This window comes from Tolypothrix sp. PCC 7712, assembly GCF_025860405.1.
GTDB lineage: Bacteria > Cyanobacteriota > Cyanobacteriia > Cyanobacteriales > Nostocaceae > Aulosira > Aulosira diplosiphon.
Genome location: NZ_CP063793.1, coordinates 13,199 through 35,841, shown reverse-complemented (window position 1 = coordinate 35,841; position 22,643 = coordinate 13,199). Strand labels below are relative to the sequence as shown.

18 protein-coding genes are annotated in these 22,643 nt (G+C 43.8%); 8 read left to right on the top strand and 10 right to left on the bottom strand.

All coding sequences use genetic code 11. From position 1 onward, the window contains the following. Positions 1-64: 64 nt before the first annotated feature. Genes HGR01_RS40490 through HGR01_RS40475 form a run of 4 tightly spaced genes read right to left on the bottom strand, consistent with a single transcriptional unit; the run spans position 65 to position 1,921 of the window. A complete protein-coding gene (locus HGR01_RS40490) occupies positions 65-262 on the bottom strand; it encodes a hypothetical protein (protein ID WP_045875046.1) in 198 nt (65 codons plus the stop codon). A gap of 11 nt (positions 263-273) precedes the next feature. Next, positions 274-519 carry a hypothetical protein gene (locus HGR01_RS40485; protein ID WP_369792197.1) on the bottom strand — a complete coding sequence of 82 codons (246 nt, stop codon included), beginning with the start codon at positions 517-519 and terminating at the stop codon, positions 274-276. Between the two features lie 18 nt (positions 520-537). Next, on the bottom strand, positions 538-801 hold the full coding sequence (locus tag HGR01_RS40480) for a hypothetical protein (RefSeq protein ID WP_235623159.1): 264 nt from the start codon (positions 799-801) through the stop codon (positions 538-540). 4 nt (positions 802-805) lie between these two features. After that, a complete protein-coding gene (locus HGR01_RS40475; RefSeq protein ID WP_045875044.1) occupies positions 806-1,921 on the bottom strand; it encodes a ParM/StbA family protein in 1,116 nt (371 codons plus the stop codon). A gap of 224 nt (positions 1,922-2,145) precedes the next feature. Here HGR01_RS40475 and HGR01_RS40470 point away from each other — a divergent pair, with 224 nt between their 5' ends. Both HGR01_RS40470 and HGR01_RS40465 read left to right on the top strand, forming a co-directional pair. Next, a complete protein-coding gene (locus tag HGR01_RS40470; protein WP_045875043.1) occupies positions 2,146-2,397 on the top strand; it encodes a hypothetical protein in 252 nt (83 codons plus the stop codon). A gap of 544 nt (positions 2,398-2,941) precedes the next feature. Next, complete coding sequence (locus HGR01_RS40465; RefSeq protein ID WP_045875042.1) at positions 2,942-6,442, top strand: PriCT-2 domain-containing protein; 3,501 nt, start codon at positions 2,942-2,944, stop codon at positions 6,440-6,442. A 218-nt stretch (positions 6,443-6,660) separates the two neighbouring features. Here the strand turns inward: HGR01_RS40465 and HGR01_RS40460 are convergent, their stop codons facing one another. Further along, positions 6,661-6,954 carry a hypothetical protein gene (locus HGR01_RS40460; protein ID WP_052335510.1) on the bottom strand — a complete coding sequence of 98 codons (294 nt, stop codon included), beginning with the start codon at positions 6,952-6,954 and terminating at the stop codon, positions 6,661-6,663. Between the two features lie 340 nt (positions 6,955-7,294). Between HGR01_RS40460 and HGR01_RS40455 the strand changes: the two genes are divergently transcribed. Together HGR01_RS40455 and HGR01_RS40450 are read left to right on the top strand one after the other, a co-directional pair. Next, on the top strand, positions 7,295-7,708 hold the full coding sequence (locus HGR01_RS40455; RefSeq protein WP_045875041.1) for a plasmid mobilization protein: 414 nt from the start codon (positions 7,295-7,297) through the stop codon (positions 7,706-7,708). Further along, positions 7,683-9,839: a relaxase/mobilization nuclease domain-containing protein gene (locus tag HGR01_RS40450; protein ID WP_228045458.1), complete on the top strand. Its 2,157-nt coding sequence runs from the start codon at positions 7,683-7,685 to the stop codon at positions 9,837-9,839. The genes HGR01_RS40455 and HGR01_RS40450 overlap by 26 nt, the downstream gene beginning before the upstream one ends. 213 nt (positions 9,840-10,052) lie before the next feature. Here HGR01_RS40450 and HGR01_RS40445 read toward each other — a convergent pair whose 3' ends face one another. Next, a complete protein-coding gene (locus HGR01_RS40445) occupies positions 10,053-10,415 on the bottom strand; it encodes a pentapeptide repeat-containing protein (protein WP_045875040.1) in 363 nt (120 codons plus the stop codon). 190 nt (positions 10,416-10,605) lie between these two features. Beyond that, positions 10,606-11,058, bottom strand: coding sequence for a hypothetical protein (locus tag HGR01_RS40440; RefSeq protein ID WP_052335509.1), 453 nt, complete (start codon positions 11,056-11,058; stop codon positions 10,606-10,608). Positions 11,059-11,483: 425 nt separating this feature from the next. On the opposite strand from HGR01_RS40440, the gene HGR01_RS40435 reads away from it, so the two are divergent. Continuing rightward, on the top strand, positions 11,484-12,344 hold the full coding sequence (locus tag HGR01_RS40435) for a HEAT repeat domain-containing protein (RefSeq protein WP_052335508.1): 861 nt from the start codon (positions 11,484-11,486) through the stop codon (positions 12,342-12,344). Between the two features lie 90 nt (positions 12,345-12,434). On the opposite strand, the gene HGR01_RS40430 is transcribed toward HGR01_RS40435, so the two are convergent. The 3 genes from HGR01_RS40430 to HGR01_RS40420 form a co-directional block, all read right to left on the bottom strand. After that, positions 12,435-12,965, bottom strand: coding sequence for a DUF2839 family protein (locus tag HGR01_RS40430; RefSeq protein WP_045875039.1), 531 nt, complete (start codon positions 12,963-12,965; stop codon positions 12,435-12,437). Between the two features lie 236 nt (positions 12,966-13,201). Continuing rightward, positions 13,202-14,272, bottom strand: coding sequence for a ParB/RepB/Spo0J family partition protein (locus tag HGR01_RS40425; RefSeq protein ID WP_194007805.1), 1,071 nt, complete (start codon positions 14,270-14,272; stop codon positions 13,202-13,204). Beyond that, positions 14,272-15,042, bottom strand: coding sequence for a ParA family protein (locus HGR01_RS40420; RefSeq protein WP_045875062.1), 771 nt, complete (start codon positions 15,040-15,042; stop codon positions 14,272-14,274). The genes HGR01_RS40425 and HGR01_RS40420 overlap by 1 nt, the downstream gene beginning before the upstream one ends. A 355-nt stretch (positions 15,043-15,397) precedes the next feature. On the opposite strand from HGR01_RS40420, the gene HGR01_RS40415 reads away from it, so the two are divergent. The 3 genes from HGR01_RS40415 to HGR01_RS40405 all read left to right on the top strand — a co-directional run bounded on the left by HGR01_RS40415 (position 15,398) and on the right by HGR01_RS40405 (position 22,640). After that, positions 15,398-18,985, top strand: coding sequence for a helicase-related protein (locus tag HGR01_RS40415; RefSeq protein ID WP_045875061.1), 3,588 nt, complete (start codon positions 15,398-15,400; stop codon positions 18,983-18,985). Positions 18,986-19,059: 74 nt separating this feature from the next. Then, on the top strand, positions 19,060-19,698 hold the full coding sequence (locus tag HGR01_RS40410; protein ID WP_045875060.1) for a hypothetical protein: 639 nt from the start codon (positions 19,060-19,062) through the stop codon (positions 19,696-19,698). Continuing rightward, on the top strand, positions 19,698-22,640 hold the full coding sequence (locus tag HGR01_RS40405; RefSeq protein ID WP_045875059.1) for a DUF1156 domain-containing protein: 2,943 nt from the start codon (positions 19,698-19,700) through the stop codon (positions 22,638-22,640). Before HGR01_RS40410 ends, HGR01_RS40405 begins: the two co-directional genes overlap by 1 nt. Positions 22,641-22,643: the final 3 nt, after the last annotated feature.

The window sequence follows — 22,643 nt, the reverse complement described above, 5'->3', positions numbered from 1 at the left end:
TGCGGCGGTAGACACCAAGGTAGGGCGATTGCTAGCTTGCCGGCGGATGCGATCGCTCTCCCCATTACTGAAAAAAGCCTTCTTTCGATACATCCACAGCACAGGCTGTCGCTTCCCACCCCAGCGCGTTGAGAAATTGGGTAACATCGCCTATCGTGACATCTGCATCAATTTGCAGTGCTAAAAATTGCGGATGCTGCCTGATTTGGGTGAGTAATTGTTGGGCTTGTGCAATCAATTCTGGTAGTGGTTGATTCTGCATAATTCACCTCATCAAAATATTGATAACTGCAATGATTCTTGACTTAGTACGGAACTATTTATTTTTGCCCCCTCAACTTCATAACAACGAGTAGTTAAAGCTTTGTGATTAAGCTTCAAATCCGCTTTCTTTCGTTGTCCTGCTAGTGGACGAAAGATGTATTGTGGTGCTTGGATCGTGCCTGTTTTATAGCGGTACTGATACAGTGTTCGGTCGATTTGGTAAACCTTCGATCCTTGTAAGTAAAGTTGAGTCATACACTCTATTTAGGTTGTTCATGAAGCGACTCCCTTAAACTGACTGACCATAGAGGCTATTCCTGCTTTATTGGGCTGAATTGCTGTTGGTGTAGATGCCTGATTTTGATTTTTTGGTAGTGTTTGTAAATTGACACCACCCTGAAAAATGAGCTTTTCTACTGCTGCACTTAGGGCTTGTGTTGGCGCATCAGCAGGGATATTGAACATCTGGCACAGTTCCTCAACTGCTAAGTAAGAAATGGTTATACGCCGAGATTCGTATGACGTTTTATCAGCCACTTGTTTATACTCCTGTCGATATTTCTGTTAATAACTTCAGTCCAAACGCATTGATGAATTGAGGATTTGGTAAGACCACGAAGCCCAAAGACGCAAGATTTTGATCCACTACTGGCAGTGAAACACCACCACCCCAAGCGACAAGGTATTTAGCTCTATCTAGGTAATTACCAGAGGTGACAAAGTTAGCAAATTTCTCAATTCTTGTAGCCCACCAATCATCAAGACATTGGCTGTATTCAACCTCAAAATTCTTGCCTGTAAGGTGATTACCTCCATAAGTTAAAGTTCCTTCTAAAATCCCTCGGTTCACTAAAGAAGATGAGTGTTTGACATCTTTTGACAGCAGACTTACTTTGTCGTTTCTCTTGTCTAATGCTTCTGCAATCATTGAGTGCAATTCACCGCATCCACCTTCAATTAGATGGCGGTCTATGACTGCACCATTGCCGTTAAATACGGTAATTAGCCAAGTTGATGAACCAATATCAAGGGCAATGGCAATTTCTGATTCTTCTAGGGCTAGGGTTGGTTCACCAAATAAGCAATGAGCTATGCTGCCAAACCCTTCGGGATAAATGCCTGTGACTACAATTTCTACTGTTTTGGTGACAATTTCTCGATTAACAGGATGTTTGTGCTGGAAGGTGTGAATACCTTGGACTCTGCGCTTGATTTCTCCACCCCAGCGTTCCGGGTTGTGGTTGCTCAAACTAATTTCTAGTTTCATGCCATCGGAAATATTGAGAACTGCTAAGTCTGCAAGGATGCTTTCTAATGCCAGTTCTGCTTTTTTGGCTTTGTCCTCATGAAGTAGGATATGGTCAGCTTGGGAAAGCGCTGCACTTCCCCAAAAAAATTGAACGTCTTTTAAGTCAAGGCGTGACCCTTCCATATAACGCACCCATGCCCCATCTTTAGAAATTGTTTCGTGAAGATGGATGTTGCGATTGCGAACTACTGAGTATACGGCAGGCATCATGATGCAAAAATCACCATAGGTTGCCTTTCCATACCCAGCACCAGGGTCTTTACCTGCAATGAGGGTGTTTAACCCAGAATTGGCAAGCAAGTTAGCCTGAACGAGCCAATTTTTGGCATCGGTGTATGTGGTTGTCATGGTTCAGATAATTGGTAAAAGTCTTAATATTTCTGGCTTGGCGTTGATTTTTAGCTAAATCTAGACAAATCCAGATATCCAGTTAGGGGCAAGCCATAGCATCACTTTCCGGCTTCTCTTGCCTTTGTTGGGTGGCATTTTTTGGCTTGATGATGATATTATAGACTAACGTTCACCCGTTATAACGGGTGAACACAAAAATGTTTTAAAAATATCGTGGGAGAATGGTAGAGCAAACTATTGAGACTGATGATTTGGGCAGGAGAGAAAACCCTGATTATTCTCGTGTTACAGGACTGGTCAAGAGAGACTTAGCCCGAAGGCTTCGTGTTTTTGTTGCATCTACAGAAACTACAATTTCAGAAGTTGTAGAAAAGGCACTGCAAAAATATCTTGATGAAATAGAGGGCGGAAGGACTAACTCAGAAGGAAGCAAGCCTGAAGAGAAAACCAAGAAAACTAAGGGCAATATATGACTGAAACTCCAGAAGACTACCACCCCAACGTACAACCACCATCAAGCAGACTTGTTAAGTAACGTTACGGATAATTCGTATTGAAGTTGGATGTCAAGCGTTCGATTGTTCTGTAAGATCAGGCAAGTACTGAAATGAAGCGTACAACGGAGGTAAATATACAACAGTATCAAAAGATAAATGGACAAAAGCGCCACTACTAGGTAGTGACGCTTTATCCGAGATTTAAACTCATATTCTATTTACTGGAGCAGGAGAGGGGATCTCAAACAAACCAAAGCAGTGGAAGAAAAGTTGGCACTAGAAACCACTGATTGGAAATGAGATTTAGTCCGTGCTGCCTTCACACTATTATATCGATAGCTGTGGCAACTTTCATGTGCTTCTGTTGGCAGATTTTGGCTAAAAAAGTCATCAAATCTTTGTTTTCAAAGCCAAAATTGGGCAAATTCAAGCAACGCAGCGAATTCAATAGATATTAAGATGTAGCAGCACGATAACCCCCTCCAAATACTGAAAACCAAAGTATTTGAGGGAAAAATCCGTGATTAATAGCAACTACGAACTGCAAAAAAGTCAGTTTAAATTCGCTGTCAACACTTGTGGCACAAACAAAGACTGGGACTTTAAGAAGCTGTCCGCCAACTTTATTGATGTAGAAGGCACTCTAGTTGATGTCCAGCAACATATTAAAGCAGGTCACGCCATCTGTGCTGGCTTGTTAGGCGGTTCATGGCGGAGCAAGGCCAATGTCATCGGTTCTCAATGTTTGCTGCTCGACATTGATAATTCCAAGATTGCCCGTGATGAGGACGGCAAACCAATACTGGACGAGTACGGAAATTCCATCAAGGTTTACGATCCCCAATTAACCATTGAATCCGCGCTAGCTCACCCCTTCATCAAAAAACACTGTGCTTTAATTTACACTACTGCCAGTCATAAACCAGACTGGCATAAATTCCGGTTGGTTTTCCTTCTCCCCGAATATGTTCAGGGTGCTGATACTGTAGAAGCTTGTACGCGCTTCCTCATGCAGCAGTTGCCTCATGATCCAGCTTGTAAAGATGCCAGCCGTGTATTTTACGGCAACACAGAAGCAGAATTTCTCCTAGTCAACCCCCAAGCCACTTTACCAACAGAATGGGTAACTGAGGCAATTGCGATCGCCCAGAGAGAGAGAGAAGAATACCAGCAGCGCATCCAAGAAATCGAGTCACGCCGTCAACAATTCCGCGAAATCTCCAACACTGAAGGCTGGGACATTGAGCAGCTAATCCAACAAGCACTCTCACTCATTCCACCGCGCACCCCAGGTAGCGGCAATTACGATGAATGCCGCCAAGTACTGATGGCACTGGTTAACCACTACGGGGCAGCCGAAGCCGAAATCATTGCGGAAAAGTGGTCGCCTTCCATCAAAGGTACAACCTGGAACATTCGCGCCAAAATTCGCAGTTTCCGGCGTGGCGGAATTACGATCGGCACGCTGTTTCACATCGCCAAGCAGTACGGCTTTCGCTTTCCACAACGGCAGTATGAACCATTCCAGCCCCATAAAGGACTGATTAGCCGTGAGCAATGGGAATTGGGACGAGTAAGAGAAGACTTAACCAGTTTCCAAAATTTATTAAAGCAGGCTCTAGCCCCTTTGGTTTCAGCAGCTAAAGGATTTTCAACACCCGCATCACCAAAGCCAGAACCCACTTCCCCACAGCCAGCAACCGAAATTACCACCCCAAGACGGCAGATAATCATCTACAAGCCGGGTAATATCCCACACCGCAGCGAATTTACAGGCGATATCTACATTGAATGCCAACCAGAAGAACATATCGCCGCATGGGTGGAAGCCATCTCCAAGGGCTGGACGCAAATTTTAGACAATTCCCATCCTGGGCTGGGTAAATCTCACAATGCCGGACAAATGACAGCTGCCATGTTCGGTATTGATAAACTAATATACGAGGATGCCAACCACAGAAACCCATCCACCTTACCCATTGAGGCTAACTTTGTTGACCTGCCAGTGCGGCACAATGGCTTAAAAATCGACAAGACCCGCACAACCCCAATGGGCGCTAATTTTCTCCTACAGCCAAAAGCTCTTGAAACTCCCGATACTGTTGGGAACTGTAGCCGCACTCCGTTATTTGGCGCATTCCGTGACAAAAACTTTGGTAGTTTAGATTTTGAAGAAAGTGCTATTAGCCCCATCTGCAACGGTTGTCTCAATCAGAATCAGTGCCGTTTCGCCACAGGTGAGGGTTTCGGCTTCCGTTTCAACAAGCGGCTGGTCATTCAAAATTACTCCCAAATTCGAGCGCATCCCGACTCTACCCCAGTTGAGTTAACTAATGCTGCTGGTCAGCCTTTCACCGTGGGGCGGATATGGGAAGAAGCCGGTACACTCATTCAGCCTGTTCACTCAATTGAAGTGACGTTGAAGGATTTTGATACTACCGTAGGTTCCTTAGTTGCAGGCGGCTTACCCCCTGAGCAATGGTTAAAACTTCAGACCTTTTTACCAGTTTTGCGCTCGCTCCTCAATGGAGATATTAAACCACATTCTCGTTATGGCTTTAATGACGCTGAATTAAGGGATCTGTTACCCGACTTTCCGCAAGATTTAGATATTGAAGCCATTGCCCAGATATTAGAGCCTAATTTAGAATTTCTGGCTGATTTAGACTCCATTGATATCCAAGGCGATAAAGAACTTAAAAAAAGTGCCGCCGCCCGTTATGCTGCTAAACGTGTGGCCAAGGACAGCGCAAGACTTGCAGGTAAGCAGTTCTTTGATTTGCCCCTGTACTGGTTCCCCGACTTCCTCGAAGCTTGGAAGGGTGAGGGTTCTTTGGCTTGTAAATGGGGTCTATTGACCATTTACCGTCCTAACACTAAATATGCTGAATTAGCCAACTCCGCCCAATTCAATATTTACCTTGATGCTACTATCAGGACGGAGCGGTTGAAATTGAAACTTGGCTACGATGACTCGATGCTAGTTATCCAGCAGTCACGCCCCGACTACAGTAATTTAAGGGTGGTTAACGTCATTGGGCTGGGTAAATTGCCGAAAAAACGCTCAAGTTCTTTAACTGATCGCGTTGATGCCCTCAAGGAAACTTTCCACAAGATACACAAGAAACTGGGCATTATCGAGTGGAAACAACTTGCTCTCAAGACGGAAGACTACATTGAATACAGTCACTTTGTCGATGGTCGTGGTGTTAACCGCTTTAGTGACTGTGACGCGATCGCTTCTTTTGGCATTCCCTACCAAAACATCGGTGCGGTGGCTGCACATCTTCAGGTGATGACTGGTCAGCAAGTCAAGCTGGGAAATTCAGTTGACATCTTGCAAAAGTATCTCACCGAATTAATCAGAGCCGAAATCATTCAAGAAATTGGTCGATTACGCGCTCATCGTCGCTCCAATGAGGAGCTAACATTTTACTTCTGCGCTGATTATGACCTCAGTTTCCTATTAGATGAACTACCGGGAGTCAAATTAGAGGTTGTCGATGCCTGTACTTTATGCACTGAAGCGGGTAGCCGAGATCAGCAAACAGGACACGCCATCGTCAAAGCTTTCACCCAGCTTTGGGAGTCGCAGCAGAAAATTGGCCAAAAAGCGATCGCCAAAATTATAGACACTACCCAGGGATGGGTGAGCCGATTTACGCAGCGTTGGGGGGGTTGGGCTAGGTTTAAAAAATTATTACTCCTGCTATTAGACAGTCTTTATAGCGATAGTAATAAAAATTTTACAGACTTGGCGGAGGATGAACAGTGGTTAGTCAGTGAATACTTCCCGATTTTGTGCCAACAACCAGAATTATCACCAGATGGCTTGTTAGACGAAGTGGTGCTAGTTGCCAAAACCATTGGTAATAGGGCAATGGAGCGAGTTTTACACGAATGTACCCCCCAAGTTAGGGCTAACCTGCTGATAGCTGTACTCAGTTGTCTGCCTACTGAAGTTTACTCAAATGAATCTATTCTCTTAGCTGTTGCCCCAATGCAATCAGCTGTAACTTGACAATAAAGTTATAGTTTTGACTGCAAACCAATACAAATAAACTAACCCTATGCGCTCTACTTTAGCAGATGCTAATCTCTGCTATGATTTGCTGTCGATTACAGCCTAAAAGTACTAAATTTTCTGTTATTTTTTAGTCTGTGTTTTACCATCAGCACCACTTGCAGATAAATACTGAGCCTGAGTAGAAATTTTAAGAGCTACACCAGGATTTAACCCTAATTCTGGCTTTTTTTACTGCGAGTATTTTTCTTAACCTCAGCCAACAAAGTTTTAATCCGGCTCCCGCTTAAATTAATTCCCAGTCCCTGCAACATTTCAGAGACTTCATCAAAGGTATAGCCATATTTTTCCGAAGTCAGTTTCTCAATGTATCGTCTGAGTTTACGCACAGTCTCCAAAGCCGAAATATCGTCTCGCTCTTTGGGTTTCAAATCCTGAAGTAGTTTAATCGCCTCATCAACTTTACTTACAGGAACTCGCTCATTATTTTTCTGTCTATCCATAGCCATTAATAAAAATTGATAATTATTGCTATATATCGCCTAATCTACTATTTTCTAGATGTAGCAAAATTTAATTTAAAAATTCTTGAAAAAACCGTGTTCACTTCTACGTGAACAAATCAGCCCAATGGCGGCAACTGCCGCCGCATGAGATTTCCCGAAACCCCTCGCTGTGCATCCCACCCCCGGTTATTTTCCTCTTTTCCGCTACCCCCGAAAATGGGCTAGCAGCAAGCCATGTCTTTTAGCTGACGCTAAACCTCGCTCCGCTCGGACGACGGCTTGTTCAAGGGGGAGTACCCCCTTAAAAAACCCCCCAGCCACATTCCTCCCCAAATATTAAGTTATGCCTCATCGCAAACAGTCAAAAAGACTCGTAAGAAACCACCTCTTCTCAATGCGGTTGAGCGATATTGAACTGGACTTGCTGCGGATAAAATCAATTGACGCGGGAATGTCAGCCAGTGAATTAATGAGGCGTAATGGATTGTTGCGTCCACTGCCCAAACGACTGAGCAAAATTAGTTTACAAACATATTGGGAATTAGGACAAATCGGCAACAATTTAAATCAGCTTGTCAAAGCCACAAACACAGCCATAAAAATGGGGCGTACTCCACCAGCCAACCCAGAATTGTTGCAAGAACTTTTGTCAGTGTTGCATCAGTGCAGACGAGACATTGCACAAGTTGACACCGAATCGGACGACTGGTCAGAAGAAGAGGAGGAAGACGATGATTGGGAAGCAGACGAAGGGTAGAGGTTTTCGCAAGTTACTGGATTATTTGGAATCGAGCGAAAATGCCAAACTAATTGGCGGTAACATGAGCGGTAGAAATTCCAGAGAACTAGCCAAAGAATTTCGACTGTCTCGACAACTAAATCCAGATGCAGAACGTGTTGTCTATCATGTTTCTCTGTCAGCCGCCAAGGATGATGTAATTTCTGAAGATAAATGGTGTGAAATCGGCAATCGCTACATGAAAGAAATGGGCTTTGATGCCAATCAGTTTGTCATCTTCCGCCACCAAAATACCGATGATGATCATGTCCACATTGCCGCCAGCCGTATCAGGATGGATACGAGTTTATTAGTTGATGATTCCTGGGATTATGTACGCTCTGAAAAAGTCTTACGCCAGATTGAAATTGATTATGAATTAGTTCAAGTCCAAGGCAGCAGAGAAAGACTAAATCGCACACAAAGCACAGGACAATTTCGGCGCATTAAACGAGAACAAGAAGAATATGAGGCAGGTAAACGCGATACCCCACCAGACAAGAGTATTAAACAGCTAGTTCAGCAGACAATTGACAACGCATCTGTTGATCATCCCCAAATGCCCGAACTTATCATGCGGTTGCAGCAATCTGGTATCAGTGTCAGAACAGGATTTACCAGGAATGGCAAGTCTAAAGGTATCTCCTACGAGAAAGATGGAATTGCTTTTAGTGGTACACAATTGGGTGCAGCTTACACCTTCCCAGGTTTGCAAAAACATCTCCTCATTGACTACCAACCAAAACGTGATGATGCCCGGATTGAGCAGCTATTAAACAATCCTGTTGGGCGAACAGTCCTAAACCAACAACCCATAAATGCGATCGCTGATTTTATAAAACAGTCAGCAGCCGAGTCAACCTTGGCTGAAGTGTTACCACAAGTTATAGAACAACTGTACGGGCATCAGCAACAGTTAGAAGAAGGAAGAACCACATTAGGTGACCTGCGAGCGTTGATTACTCCTAAGGAACAACGACTTTCATCACAAAAAGCTGTGGATGCAATCGCTGATTTTATTGAACAGTTAGCAGCCGAGTCAACCTTGGTGGAAACTTTACCACAATTAATAGAACAACTGTCTGCGTCTCAGCAGCAGTTAGAACAAGGAAGAACCACATTAGATGACCTGCGACCGGCAATTGCTCCAAAGGAGCAACAGCTTTCATCTCAAACAACAGTGGATGCAATTGCTCAAAATAAAGCTCAACCTTTAACCACCGATAAACCAAAGCTAAAAGAGAATTCCTCAGCTGAGTTATACAAGTATTACAGTACCGAATTGCAAAACTTATTAGTAACTGACCGAGACAAAGAAATTGCTAATAGAGCGTTATTAGATAATCGGCAAGTAGAAGAAGTTGAAGAAATTATATTAGCTAGTCCCGCCCGATGGACTACTGAGGAAGCTAAAGCATTAGTTCTAATCGCTAACAATCAACTGGTATCCAATAGAAAGCAAAAACAGAGTTCACCCCAGTTCACGCCACCATCAGAAGATGAGAAGCTATGGCCTGCATTAAAAAATTACCTGACTCAGCAACGTGGCATCTCATCAACTTTAGTCGAAACATTACATCTTAAAGGGTTGGGTTACATAGACCAGCAGCGAAAAGTTGTATTTATCAAGCGTTCTCTCAACGGTGAAAAATCAGGCACACTGGTTTGGGACACCCCAAAGCAAGACGATCGCTGTTCCCAGAACAGCGAAAACACCCAATCAAGACAGAGTTGGTTTCACATTAATTTGGGTAGAGAAACAGACGATAAAATCGAGAGAGTATTTTTGTGCGACTCACCCATTGATGCACTGACGTTAGCACATATGGATATGAATGCACACAAGGGGCTGCCACCAGTGAAAACGATGTACTTGGTAGTGGATGACCCGGATAACTTGCCACTAGAATTTCTCAAAAATATCAGCAGAATTGGGCTGGCATTTAGTAAAGATGACCAAGGTAAAGAAACAGCCAAAACTGTATTAAAATTGTTGCCCCAAAGTAAGCAACTTCCACCTAATAATCACAGTTGGAATGAGGATTTGCTCGAAATACTGCACATAGAGCAACAGAAACGCAGACAGCAGCAGCGTGGTTTTAGTCGGTGATCTCATGTTGCGCCGACGAACTCGTTGCCGCTTCGCTCAACTCTTGCGGTGCTGGGACGGGGCAATAGTTTACGCGTGTGGAAGCCTTGTTTATAAAAGCCCCACCCAGCACTCCGCTATCGCCGCAAGAGTTGCAACGAGTTCTTAAATTTTGGAAATAACACACTGAAAACCTTTTGAGCTAATTAATCTTTAATTGCTGTGGTCATGGCGTTAGTCGAAGTACTCAGATCCTTGAACAATATCTCCTTCTTCAGTGGTGGTATTGCGGAAGAAAGCTCCAGCAAACTCAGTTTCGATAGTTCTAGCACCGAGCAGAGTAGCGTTTTCTAAATTCGTTCCTTGCATAGCAACACTTTCTAAATTAGCTTTGCTCAGATTTGCTCCACTCAAATCGGAACCCATGAGGCTCCCACCAAGTAAATTTGCTCCAGAAAGATTAATATTTCGGAGATTACATCTGCACAAATCAATTTCTGACAAATTAGCTCCGCTCAAATTAATACCACTGAGATCAACTTCAATGAAGCGTCTTTCACCAGCAGCATAGCGTTGCAACAGTTCAAGAGCAGTCATAACTTTAGCTTCCAAAACACAGCAGTTAATACCTAACAGGCCCCGTTATAGAATATCAAGTAAGAAATTGGTAAGAAAAGGTTTTTATTATTGCCTATAAGTAATTGCTGTTAGGGCTTTCAGAAGCCAATGTGTGTAACTTCCTTGCTCAGTTGAAGGGTGAATCGCTTACTTTGGTTTCCTTTACAATTCATTTTCTCCTGATTGATTCCGCCCATTCACGTTGAAATTCTTGCTGTTCTTCAACAGAAGCTGGAAAGATATCATCGCCACTATCAAAAATAGATACTAGCTGTTTACGGCTAGGAAAATTACCAATCTCTGCCTTATAAACTTTTAGACCTAAACTCATATCTGCTGCCATTCCTGTAATGACAATTTTGCGGCTTGCTCCGTAGCACATTGGATATATACTTTGCAGGGCTAATTGTTTACGTATCTGTTTGAAAGATTCAAAAAAATGACTATCAATACACTCAATTTCGCCACCAGCCCACCTCAATTTTATCCGGCATTCAGTGTGCCGTCCGTTGTCAGTCCAATCTCGGCAACCAAGCTCAATGGTGGCAAGTAATAATTGACCACTAGCATTTCTAAGAAAAATTTCGCGTTCACCTAGTGACTTTTCTGGAACTTTTGACATACAAAATTTTTACGATAAAGCTTTCAAAAATAATTATTCAGTCTTGCTCAAGCCAGTATAATTCAATACTTATTCCTAATAGTATCAAGCAGTATTAATTTAACTTCTCTGTTGTAATCGCAATTTTCAAGCCAATACTTCGCAATCTTAGTTGCGAGGCACTGGCTCTCAAAACTCTTGATATCCCTCAGTTTTAGCAACTTTTTTAAGAAATACTTTTCTAAAATTTTTTATTTTACTCCAATAGCTATCTTTTTTTCCATCTGTTGCATAGCAGCGTTCTTTCCTAAAGCTACAAAAACGCTCGTCACAGCAGCGCAGTTTTCTCCCGTGATGTGGTTGTAATTGGAGTGAAATAACTGTTAAGAGTAAAGTGCAATCAAAAAGTTTGTCCAACCAGATCGAAAAATTGACTTCATTATTTTATGTCCAGAAATAGTTATTCACGTCCCGTTAATCAATTACTTGACTATCAGCCAGGAACTGAAAAATTATCCCCATCTGAATGGCCTGACTATCAGGCACTAGGCATCACGGCTGATGATATTCCTGAGTTGATCCGTATGGCATGTGATGAGGATTTGTACAATATGCAGGATGATGACTTTGGTTTTTTTGGTGAATACAGTTTATTAGAATATGCGCCTCTTCATGCAATCCGAGTATTAGGACAACTCCGTGCAGAATCAGCAATTGAGCCATTGATTAGCTTATTCCCCAAAATGGATGATGCTTTTGATAATGAAGTCTTGTTCTGCTTGATTGAGGAATTGACGGATGTTTTAAGCCTGATTGGTTTACCAGCAATTCCAGCACTGGCTGCTTATCTTGCTGATGACTCTCATGACGAAACTTGGCGAGTTCAAGCTATGGTTACTATCAAAAGAATTGCCTGTGTATATCCAGAGAAGAAGGCGAATTGTGTTGCTGCTGTGTCTCAACAACTAGAGTATTTTGAAGAAAATAGTCCAGAGTTAAATGGTCATATCATTTCTGTGCTAATTGACCTCAAAGCAATAGATTCTTTACCTCTGATTAAGAAAGCCTTTGAAGCTGGGTGCGTTGATGATGAGGTGGTCGGAGATTGGGATGATGTACAAGAAACATTTGGCTTCTCAAGTATTAAAAATCAGCCACCTAAATCCATAACTCCAACTGCCGAACACAAACCAGCACAAGAGACTGTTACTAACGACAAGAGCGTTAAGGATCATGAGAGGCTGAAGAAAGCCCAGCAGAAGAGAGAAGCTCGCAAAAAGCGAAATTCAAATTTTTCTGGCTCCTAAACAGATGCTGATAATCCTAACGTGCCGCCCGGACTTGTTGCTACTTCAGAAGAAGAAAGGAGCGTGGGCAATAAACGGGCATTAAAAATGTTAGATATAGTCAGCAATATGTTGTAAACCTAACCTATCTTCCTCATAAGGCAGTAAATGAATTGGTACAACCAATTCTTTGTGAACAGGATGTGCCGTAAAAAACCTTTTTGACCAATTGGCTTTTACATCTATGCCTTCACTCAGTGCTTCTATTACTGCATCAATTTTACTTTGTTCCGAGGTGTAAATCTCTAGCGAAACCATAGTTTCTCGCAAGATCATCGGTGGATTGACATCGGCACTGATGGTAGTAATAGAAAACTGTAAGGGGATAAAATTTATTGCTAACCTGCTTTTTTTAGCATCCTCAAGTACTTTTAAGTCTTTTAGTTCCAGGGCTGTCAAGTGAAAAGGTTCTTCTCCTATTTGTGCGGACACTTCTAACCCAAAATCAGGTAGAAAACCGGATGGTAACAGCGCATCGTTCTTTTTCTTAGCAATCTGTATTGTTTGGGTTATTGTTGCTGGTGTACCGTAGGTATCACCTAAAATCTGTTTGCGTCGTTTTGCTTCTCCCACTCGGTTCATCTCCGGTTAGGTACACGATTGCTTTTTCTCTTTTTCTCCACCCAATAGAAGCTGGCTGTATAGAAATGAGAGAGATTTTTTCTTGACCAATTCAAAAAATGCTTAATGCTAATAGCTTTTAATCCTAGAAATTTAGCAATGATTAAAATTATCGCATCTCACCAAATTGCTTGATATATTCCACTAAGCCTTGGGTATAACCCCCTCTTCGAGATTACTTGACAACTTATACCAATTTACTCATCCCCTAGTAATGCTTCTAGTTTGTTTAGAAGGTTTACTAGCTGTTTTTCCTTGCGAGGAATATTCCAAAGCTGACGCTTTTTAATGCGCTGCGTGATATCTTTGAGCCGTTCTGGTATTTGATTAGGTGTTTTAGACGTTGGTGGTTCAGCAGCAGTGCTGGCGATGATTTGTTCTTTAATTTGGCTTAAAGACCAATCGTTAGTTATCGCTTGTGACAAGAAAACTTTTCGCAGTTCCTCATCTTTTACCCGTGCCAAGGCTTGGGCTTTGGTGTATTCCAGTTTTCCTTCTCGCAGTGCCATTAAAATTTCTTCGGGCAGATTGAGCAACGGTAAACGCTTGGTAGTGAACGATAGCCAATTCATTAGCCCCAGGCTCTCAAATACCTGTTCTACCGTCTTTGATTGCTCCAAATCCACTTTAGGAGAAACGTTTCTCCTAGATTCTGTCTCCTCATTTAAATTATCAGAAAAGTTATCCTCAGATTCCGTTTCTTCTTTTTTAGGAGAAACGTTTCTCCTAGATTCATCTAATGACTCTGGTGGCTGCTTTTCTTCTTTGCTGTGAGCGTTCTTCATGCGATACAGTAAGGATTTGACAGCTTCTACATCGCAATGCAGGCGGATTGCCAACAGATGCAAGATACCTTCAGTTTCTTCAACAGGGTTAAGGTCTTCTCGTTGTAGGTTTTCAATCAAAGCCAACTGAAATGCTTGGTCATCTGATAGCTCACGCACAACCACAGGCACAACTTCAACTTTTATTTCTTGTGCTGCCCTATAGCGTCGTTCTCCTGCTACTAATTCGTATTTTCCCTCCGCCCCTGGACGAACTAACAGAGGTTGGAGAATGCCATGCTGTTTGACTGACTCAACTAATTCTTTTAATGCTTGTGGGTCAAAGTATCGCCTGGGTTGGTGCTGAGGCAGAACTATATCTTCAAGTTTGATAGTAGTTTCAGTAGCGGCTAGCTTTTCTCCATCTGGTGAGGATAACCAAGGCGCAGGGGGTGGAGTTGTAATTTGACCCCCAAAGGGTTTATCAGTTTGCTTACGTCGGATCACAAAGCCTCCAAAGAATTAGCTATTTCTTCAAGGATAGTTACTACAGAATGTTTCGGGTCAAATACTGCTAGGGGCGCACGTTCTTCTGTCGCATCAACAAAAGCGGTGGCTCTGGGGATTGCTGGGAAGATACGACCCCAAGCAGATAGTTGTTCAGTGATAGCTGCCAAAGCTCGTTTATCGGCTGAGTTTTGGTGAGCATACCGCGTAGGCACAAACCCTGCTATTTGGATTTTGCGATTAGCTTTATTTTTAACGTGGGTAATAGTTTGTAAAAGTTCGTCTGTTCCCTCAAAGGCTTTGAGATGGGTTTCTACAGGGACGAGTACGTGTGTGGCTGCGACTAAGGATATATAAGAAAGCAATCCTAAACTGGGGGGACAGTCTATCAGGATGAAATCGTATTCATCTAGAACAGGTTCAATGGCTTCCTTGAGGCGGAAGTCACGCATGGCAGCACTTACTAACTGCATTTCTGCTCCACTCAAGACTCGATTAGCAGGAGCTAAATCCATACCGTGAATGTCCTCATGAATCGGTAAGGGCTGCTCGTTGATAATGGCATCAGCAACAGTTTTTTGTAACTGAGATGGCACTAACCCCATGAATTTGGTCAATGACGCTTGGGGGTCTATGTCGATAAGGAGAACGCGGTGTTCTCGTTTCGCTAGGTGGTATCCCAGGTTTTGGGTCAGTGTCGATTTGGCGACACCACCCGCCTGATTAAACAGGGCTATAATGCGGCACTGCTGGTTAGAACTTGACACTGGCTTTTGTTCCTAGAAGATACGTTAACTTTTGGTCAACCGACTCGGTTTTAGTTTCCAGTTTACGTGTATCGAATGAAAAAAGTTTATTTAAGAATAGAAATTCCAGCAGATTTTATATAACTTTATCGTATGTAGATGGGGTAAAAGTAGCCAAGGCGCATTTTGTCGCCATACGTCGCCTAAAAATATTACTCCAGGGATAACCCTAAGAAAGCTAAAAAGATTGCCAGTCTCCTCCAACAATTAGAAGCATTGTTAATAGATGAATGACAAGCTCGTATTTCAGTTGACATATATATTCAGCCATTTAGTATAAAGAATAACTGATTATTACTAAAAGACTGTATAGTAGATGCTGCTAGAGGATTTGACGAAGGGAAGCTCAGTTAAAGGCATATTGCCCAACCAGGTGGTTACAGTTGTTGACGTAAAATGGTTTGGCTCTGATGTCGTTGAATTAACATACAAGGACGCTGGCGGTCGTCCAGGGAACGAGCTGCTATATCGAGATCGCGAACTTACACTGGAAATCGTCACTCAAGACCGCCCCTGGAGTTTCAACGCTGATGGCTCTTTATTGCGTCTTGTCTCGGAAGCGCACCGCATCCGCTTGGCTCATCTTTTTGACCCCCTGCTAGCTGTACATACTTCCTTAGTCGAACCCCTACCCCACCAAATTACGGCAGTTTACGGGGAAATGCTCACCCGTCAACCCTTACGGTTCCTGCTAGCCGATGACCCTGGTGCTGGTAAAACCATCATGGCGGGATTGCTAATGGCAGAACTTTCTATTCGCGGCGACCTGCATCGCTGCCTTGTTGTTTGCCCTGGCAGTCTAGCAGCCCAATGGCAGGATGAATTATACCAGCGTTTTCATCTACCATTTGAAATTCTCACTAACGATCGCATAGAAGCAGCCCGCACTGGGAACGCCCTAGCAGAGATGCCCTTGGTAATTGCCCGCCTAGATAAACTCAGCCGTAGCGATGACCTGCAAGCCAAGTTATCCCAAACCGACTGGGATTTGGTCATCTGCGACGAAGCCCACAAAATGTCCGCTTCCTTTTTTGGCGGCGATATTAAAGAAACTAAACGCTACAAACTAGGGAAATTACTGTCCAGTGTCACCCGCAATTTCTTGCTAATGACCGCCACGCCCCACAACGGCAAGGAAGAGGACTATCAGCTATTTATGGCCCTGCTAGACGGAGATCGCTTTGAAGGCAGATTTCGGGATGGCGTTCACGTCTGCGATACCTCCGACCTGATGCGGCGGTTAGTCAAAGAAGATTTGCTGAAATTTGACGGTACGCCTCTATTCCCAGAACGCTGTGCTTATACAGTTGATTACGAACTTTCTGACCAGGAAGCAGTGCTGTACAAGCAGGTAACAGAATATGTCCGCGAAGAGTTTAACCGTGCTGACGCTTTAGATAATCAAGGACGCAAGGGAACAGTGGGCTTTGCCTTGACTATTTTGCAACGCCGCTTGGCATCCTCCCCAGAAGCTATCTATCAGTCACTGCGGCGGCGGCGGGAAAGATTGCAGAAACGCCAGCGAGAAGAAGAAATATCAAAGCGCGGAAACGATGCCCAGATTGAATTGTCCACAGTCCTGATTGAAGATGTGGACGAATTTGAAGAAGATATTCCCAGTGATGAACGAGAGGCGACGGAAGAAGAAGTTGTTGACCAAGCATCAGCAGCGCGGACAATTGCCGAACTAAAAGTTGAGATTGCCCAGTTACAACAATTAGAGCAGTTAGCCTTGCGAGTTCGTCGGAGTGGCACAGATAAAAAATGGGAGGAACTTTCCCAAATTCTGCAAAATGAAGCTGAACTGTTTGATGCTAGGGGTTATCGCCGCAAACTCGTGATTTTTACCGAACATCGTGATACTTTAAATTACTTAGAGCAGCAAATTGGTACTCTCTTGGGCAATCCCGAAGCTGTGGTCACAATTCACGGTGGTATGGGGCGGGAAGAAAGGCGAAAATCCCAAGAAGCATTTACCCAAGACCCAGATGTACAAATACTGATTGCTACCGATGCAGCCGGGGAAGGAATTAACCTACAAAGGGCGCACCTGATGGTTAATTATGACCTACCTTGGAACCCCAACCGCTTAGAACAGCGTTTCGGGCGCATTCACCGCATTGGGCAGACCGAAGTTTGTCATTTGTGGAATCTGGTAGCCAAAGAAACCCGTGAAGGCGATGTCTACCTAGCACTACTGAAAAAACTAGAAATTGAGCAGGATGCGTTGGGCGGTAAAGTATTTGATGTTCTGGGTAAAGCCATTGATGGTGTGCAGCTGCGAGAACTGCTGATTGAAGCAATTCGCTATGGCGACTCTCCCGAAACCAAAGCACGATTGAGCCAAGTTGTAGCCGACTACTTAGACCGCCAACGCCTGCAACAGTTACTAGAAGAAAAAGCCTTGGCACGAGATACGATGGATATCTCTAGAGTACGGCAAATTCGGGAAGAGATGGAACGAGCCGAAGCCAGGAAATTACAGCCGCACTTCGTCGCCTCATTTTTCTTAGAAGCTTTTCAAAAGTTAGGCGGAACTGTCAGAGAACGAGAAACCCACCGCTACGAAATAACCTATGTTCCCGCCGTGATTCGCAACCGGGGACGGGTTGTAGGTACGCGGGATGCAATTTTGACCCGCTATGAGCGGATTTGTTTTGACAAGCAACTAATTAGCGTTCTGGGGAAGCCATTAGCAGCTTTAGTTTGTCCTGGTCATCCTCTACTTGATGCCACCATTGACTTGATACTAGAACGCCACAGAGATGTCCTCAAACAAGGCAGTATTCTCGTGGACGAAAACGACCCCAGCGAACAAGTCCGCGCCTTAGTGTACTTAGAACATTCTATTCAAGATGCGCGTACTGATGCTGCTGGTAATCGTCGGATAGTATCGCGGCGAATGCAGTATGTGGAAATTATGCCCTCATCCCCAGCCGGGAGAGGTGACGGGGATGAAGGTTTAATCGTCAAAAATGCCGGGTACGCGCCTTATTTAAACTATCAGGCTCTCAAAGAAGCAGACCAAGCACTGATAGAACCAATTTTAGAACAATCGTGGTTACTCAATGATATTGAAGCACAAGCCGCAGCTTACGCGATCGCTCACATCGTCCCCCAACACCTCCAGGAAGTCAAGCAGCATAAAGAAGAATTGATAGACAAGACAATGGCGGCGGTGAAAGACCGACTGATTAAGGAAATCAATTATTGGGATCATCGCGCCGCAGATTTGCAACTGCAAGAAATGGCTGGTAAGGTGAACGCCAAAATTAACTCAGCCAAAGCCAGAACTAGAGCCGATGAACTGCAAGCGCGTTTGCAAAAGCGGATGGATGAGTTGCAGCAGGAACGCCGTATTTCCCCCCTACCCCCTGTAGTGGTTGGTGGTGCATTGGTGGTGTCAATGGGTTTACTGCAACGGCTGCAAGGGAAGCGTCAAGCCACAGCTAATACTTTCGCCCAAGAAAAGCAACGGGTGGAAATGCTGGCGATGCAAGCGGTAATTGCTGCTGAACAGCAGTTGGGTTATGAACCAAAAGACGTGAGTGGTGACAAATGCGGCTATGATATAGAATCTCGCATTCCAGGTACGGGACGGCTGCGGTTTATTGAAGTCAAGGGGCGGATAGAGGGAGCCGATACTGTGACTGTTACCAAAAATGAAATTATTACTGCCCTGAATAAACCTGATGATTTTATTCTGGCACTGGTGCAAGTGCCTAAGTCCCAGGAATTTACCGAAGGTGATGTGTGGAAAGTGAAAGAATCACAGGGAACTTACAAAGTGCGGGATAATGGCTGTGTTATTCGCTACGTACAGCGTCCCTTTCAAAAAGAACCGGATTTTGCCGTCACGAGCGTAAACTACAATTGGCAGGAATTATGGCAACGGGGAAGTTAACCAAGTTAACATTCTTGTTTGTTAGAAATTAGCCAAATTAATAAAAAAGCCTAATTAAAGGCTGATAGAACTATATGAAAGCTAAAATTGTTATTCGTAAAGTAGAAAATAAATTTTATGTAGCTGATATTCCTGGGCTAAAACCAAATTGTCATAGTTTAGGAAATTCTATTAAAAAAGTATTAGAAGATATTTATAAACAGTTAGCTGGGACTACGTTTGAATTAAATCAATCAGACCTTGTGACATTGAATCAAGAAGATAATTTATTAGAAATTTATATAGAGCCAGGACAGCGTTATCCTGTCACTGAATTACGTACATTTGAAGAATATGCCCTACAAATTCTGGAGATGCTTCCGGGTGCGCGTGCAGAAAGAACACCAGATGTAATCCAGATTAATTTGGGTGATTTCCGTGATGAAAAAGGAATTGTGGTTATTCTCACGCCAGAGGCAATTGAGTTAAGATTACCGACGCTTCAATGGCTAGGGCCGCATACGCCTGTTGCATCAAGTAAACTTTGGAAGCGGATTAATTTAGATAATTCAAAAAACTTTGATATTGCTCAACTTATAGCCTCTGCTCAGGAGGCACAAGCTCAAACTTTTGGTGTCTGTAAATTTTGTTCTCAAAAACTGCCATCTGGATGGATGTCACAGCAAGATGTCTGTCAAAGTTGTGCTGAAAAACATTTAGGAATTGTCTATTAATGAAGAGAAAATTAATTGAAGTCGCTTTACCTTTAGAAGCAATTAATAAAGAATCTGCGCGAGAAAAATCAATCAGACATGGACATCCTTCCACATTACATTTATGGTGGGCGAGACGACCTTTAGCTGCTTGCCGTGCAGTAATATTTGCTTCTTTAGTAGATGATCCTTCGAGTCACCCAGATAAGTTTCCTACTGAAGAAGCACAGGAGCAAGAAAGACAACGTTTATTTGATATTATTGGCAAAATTATTACAGTTGAAAAAAAGGGTAAAACCGAACAAATAGTTCAAGGTTTAGTTTCTTGGGATACTTTAAATAATCCTGAAATTATCCTAGCTGCTCAACGGGAAATAGCTCGTTCCATTGCTTGGAATCGCGGTGAAGAACCACCAACAAGTGCAGCAGAAATTCGTGCATATTTGCAAAAGTATGCACCTCCTGTTTATGACCCATTTTGTGGTGGTGGTTCAATTCCTTTAGAAGCGCAACGGTTAGGTTTGGAGGCACATGGTAGTGATTTAAATCCTGTGGCGGTGTTGATTACCAAAGCATTAATTGAAATTCCGCCGAAGTTTAAGGATAAACCACCAGTTAACCCAGAGGCGCAAAAGAAGTTAAAAACGGCTCGGTGGTATGGGGCGCAAGGGTTGGCAGAGGATATACGCTATTACGGCCAATGGATGCGGGATGAGGCTTTTAAGCGGATTGGGCATTTATACCCAAAAGTAACTTTACCACAGGAGTATGGTGGTGGTGAAGCGACGGTAATTGCTTGGTTGTGGGCGCGAACTGTGAAATGTCCTAACCCGGCTTGTGGGGCGCAAATGCCTTTGGTGCGATCATTTGCGCTTTCGACTAAGAAGGGTAAGGAAGCTTGGGTTGAGCCTGTAATTAACCGCAGTCAGCAGCCGCCAGTTGTAAAGTTTGAAGTGCGAACAAAGCAAGAACAAGAGAAGAAGCTCATAGAAGCAAATACGGAAGCAGAGCAGAAAAGTATTTCACTGAAAGCCCCCGATGGGACTATTAGCCGCAAGGGTTCAATTTGTATTTGTTGTGGGACACCAGTACCTTTTGACTACATTCGCACTGAGGGTAGAGCAGGAAGGATGAACCCACAGTTAATGGCTATTGTAGCTGAAGGTGAGCGTCAGCGAGTGTATTTGTCTCCAAACGATGAGCAGAAAACCCTTGCTAGTTCAGTACAACCCGATTGGAAGCCTGACGCTGATTTACCACATAACCCTCGTGACTTTAAAACACCCAATTACGGAATGCGTACATTTGGCGAACTTTTTACTACTCGTCAACTAGTAGCACTCAGTACTCTTAGCGATTTAGTTAGCAAAGTACGGGAAAAAGTATTAACTGATGCTTTGTTAGTTGAGATGACGGATGACTTACCACTCAACGAGGGTGGTACTGGTACAACAGCTTACGCTGATGCTATAGCAACTTACATAGGGATGGGAGTTAGTAAATTAACAGCCTTTCATTGCACTTTAGGAATTTGGCGTGCTAATGAAAACAAAACTGGTCGAGCTTTTGGACGACAAGCAATTCCTATGGTTTGGGATTTTCCAGAAGCCAATCCCTTTGCAGATGCAGGTGGAGAATTACTAGGTACATTTAACTCTATCAACAGTTTGCTTGGGAAAGTTGCTGCAAATCCATTGTCTTCTGTGTCACAGCGCGATGCAGCTAGTTCAACTTTGGGATTATCTATCTGTATTTCTACTGACCCACCTTACTATGACAATGTTAGTTATGCTGACTTGTCCGATTTTTTTTACGTTTGGCTGCGCCGGTCACTAGTAAGAATTTACCCTAATTTGCTCAGTACGTTGCTGACTCCAAAGGAACAAGAACTAGTTGCTACGCCTTACCGTTTCTGTGGAGATAAAGATAAGTCTCGTAAGTTTTTTGAGGAAGGATTAGGAAAAGCTTTTGCACAAATGCGTCAGGCAGTCAGCCCTGATTATCCTCTAACTGTCTACTATGGCTTTAAACAAGAAGAAGCAGATGAAGAAGAAAGTAGTAATGGAAATTTAGTCATAGCCTCGACAGGATGGGAAACCATGTTGGAAGGATTGCTTGAAGTTGGCTTTAGCATCACAGGTACTTGGCCAATGCGAACGGAACAGTCCAAGGCACTGAAGAATACTGTCAACGCCCTTGCCTCATCCATTGTTCTCGTTTGCCGCCCCCGCCCAGAAACCGCCCCCTCCACCACCCGCCGCCAATTCCTCAACGAACTCAAACGGGAACTCCCAGAAGCACTGAAAAACCTGCAACAAGGCAACATCGCCCCCGTAGACTTAGCCCAAGCCAGCATCGGCCCTGGTATGGCGATATTCTCCCGCTACACTCAAGTTCTCGACGCTGACGGCTCCCCCATGCGGATACGTACCGCCCTGCAACTCATCAACCAAATGCTTGACGAATTCCTCACCGAACAAGAAGGGGAATTTGACGCTGATACTCGTTGGGCATTGACTTGGTTTGAGCAAAATCAATTTAATGAAGGACTGTACGGAGATGCCGAAACCCTCTCCAAAGCCAAAAACACCAGCGTGCAAGGACTGGTTAACGGCGGTATACTCACAGCCAAAGGCGGCAAAGTCCGACTGCTGCGCCGTGACGAATTACCTGATAACTGGAACCCAGCCACCGACACCCGCACCTCTGACTGGGAAACTACCCAATACCTCATCCGCACTCTCGACCAAAAAGGAGAAACTGGTGCTGCCATCATGTTATCCCAGTTAGGGAGTCGCGGCGAAATAGCACGAGACTTGGCTTATCGCTTATACAACATCTGCGGCAGAAAAAGCTGGACACAAGAAGCCATTGCTTACAACAGCCTAGTTATTTCTTGGGCAGAAATTTCGCGCCTCGCCGCAGAAACCAAACCAGAACCAGTGCAAGGAGAGTTGTTTTAAGTA

Excerpts from the sequence above, each read along its gene's own strand:
- HGR01_RS40485 (WP_369792197.1), bottom strand. The coding sequence starts at position 519 with ATGACTCAACTTTACTTACAAGGATCGAAGGTTTACCAAATCGACCGA.
- HGR01_RS40475 (WP_045875044.1), bottom strand. The coding sequence starts at position 1,921 with ATGACAACCACATACACCGATGCCAAAAATTGGCTCGTTCAGGCTAAC.
- HGR01_RS40460 (WP_052335510.1), bottom strand. The coding sequence starts at position 6,954 with ATGGCTATGGATAGACAGAAAAATAATGAGCGAGTTCCTGTAAGTAAA.
- HGR01_RS40410 (WP_045875060.1), top strand. The coding sequence starts at position 19,060 with ATGAAAGCTAAAATTGTTATTCGTAAAGTAGAAAATAAATTTTATGTA.
- HGR01_RS40405 (WP_045875059.1), top strand. The coding sequence starts at position 19,698 with ATGAAGAGAAAATTAATTGAAGTCGCTTTACCTTTAGAAGCAATTAAT.
- HGR01_RS40455 (WP_045875041.1), top strand. The coding sequence starts at position 7,295 with ATGCCTCATCGCAAACAGTCAAAAAGACTCGTAAGAAACCACCTCTTC.
- HGR01_RS40490 (WP_045875046.1), bottom strand. The coding sequence starts at position 262 with ATGCAGAATCAACCACTACCAGAATTGATTGCACAAGCCCAACAATTA.
- HGR01_RS40440 (WP_052335509.1), bottom strand. The coding sequence starts at position 11,058 with ATGTCAAAAGTTCCAGAAAAGTCACTAGGTGAACGCGAAATTTTTCTT.
- HGR01_RS40450 (WP_228045458.1), top strand. The coding sequence starts at position 7,683 with ATGATTGGGAAGCAGACGAAGGGTAGAGGTTTTCGCAAGTTACTGGAT.
- HGR01_RS40435 (WP_052335508.1), top strand. The coding sequence starts at position 11,484 with ATGTCCAGAAATAGTTATTCACGTCCCGTTAATCAATTACTTGACTAT.
- HGR01_RS40470 (WP_045875043.1), top strand. The coding sequence starts at position 2,146 with ATGGTAGAGCAAACTATTGAGACTGATGATTTGGGCAGGAGAGAAAAC.
- HGR01_RS40430 (WP_045875039.1), bottom strand. The coding sequence starts at position 12,965 with ATGAACCGAGTGGGAGAAGCAAAACGACGCAAACAGATTTTAGGTGAT.
- HGR01_RS40445 (WP_045875040.1), bottom strand. The coding sequence starts at position 10,415 with ATGACTGCTCTTGAACTGTTGCAACGCTATGCTGCTGGTGAAAGACGC.
- HGR01_RS40415 (WP_045875061.1), top strand. The coding sequence starts at position 15,398 with ATGCTGCTAGAGGATTTGACGAAGGGAAGCTCAGTTAAAGGCATATTG.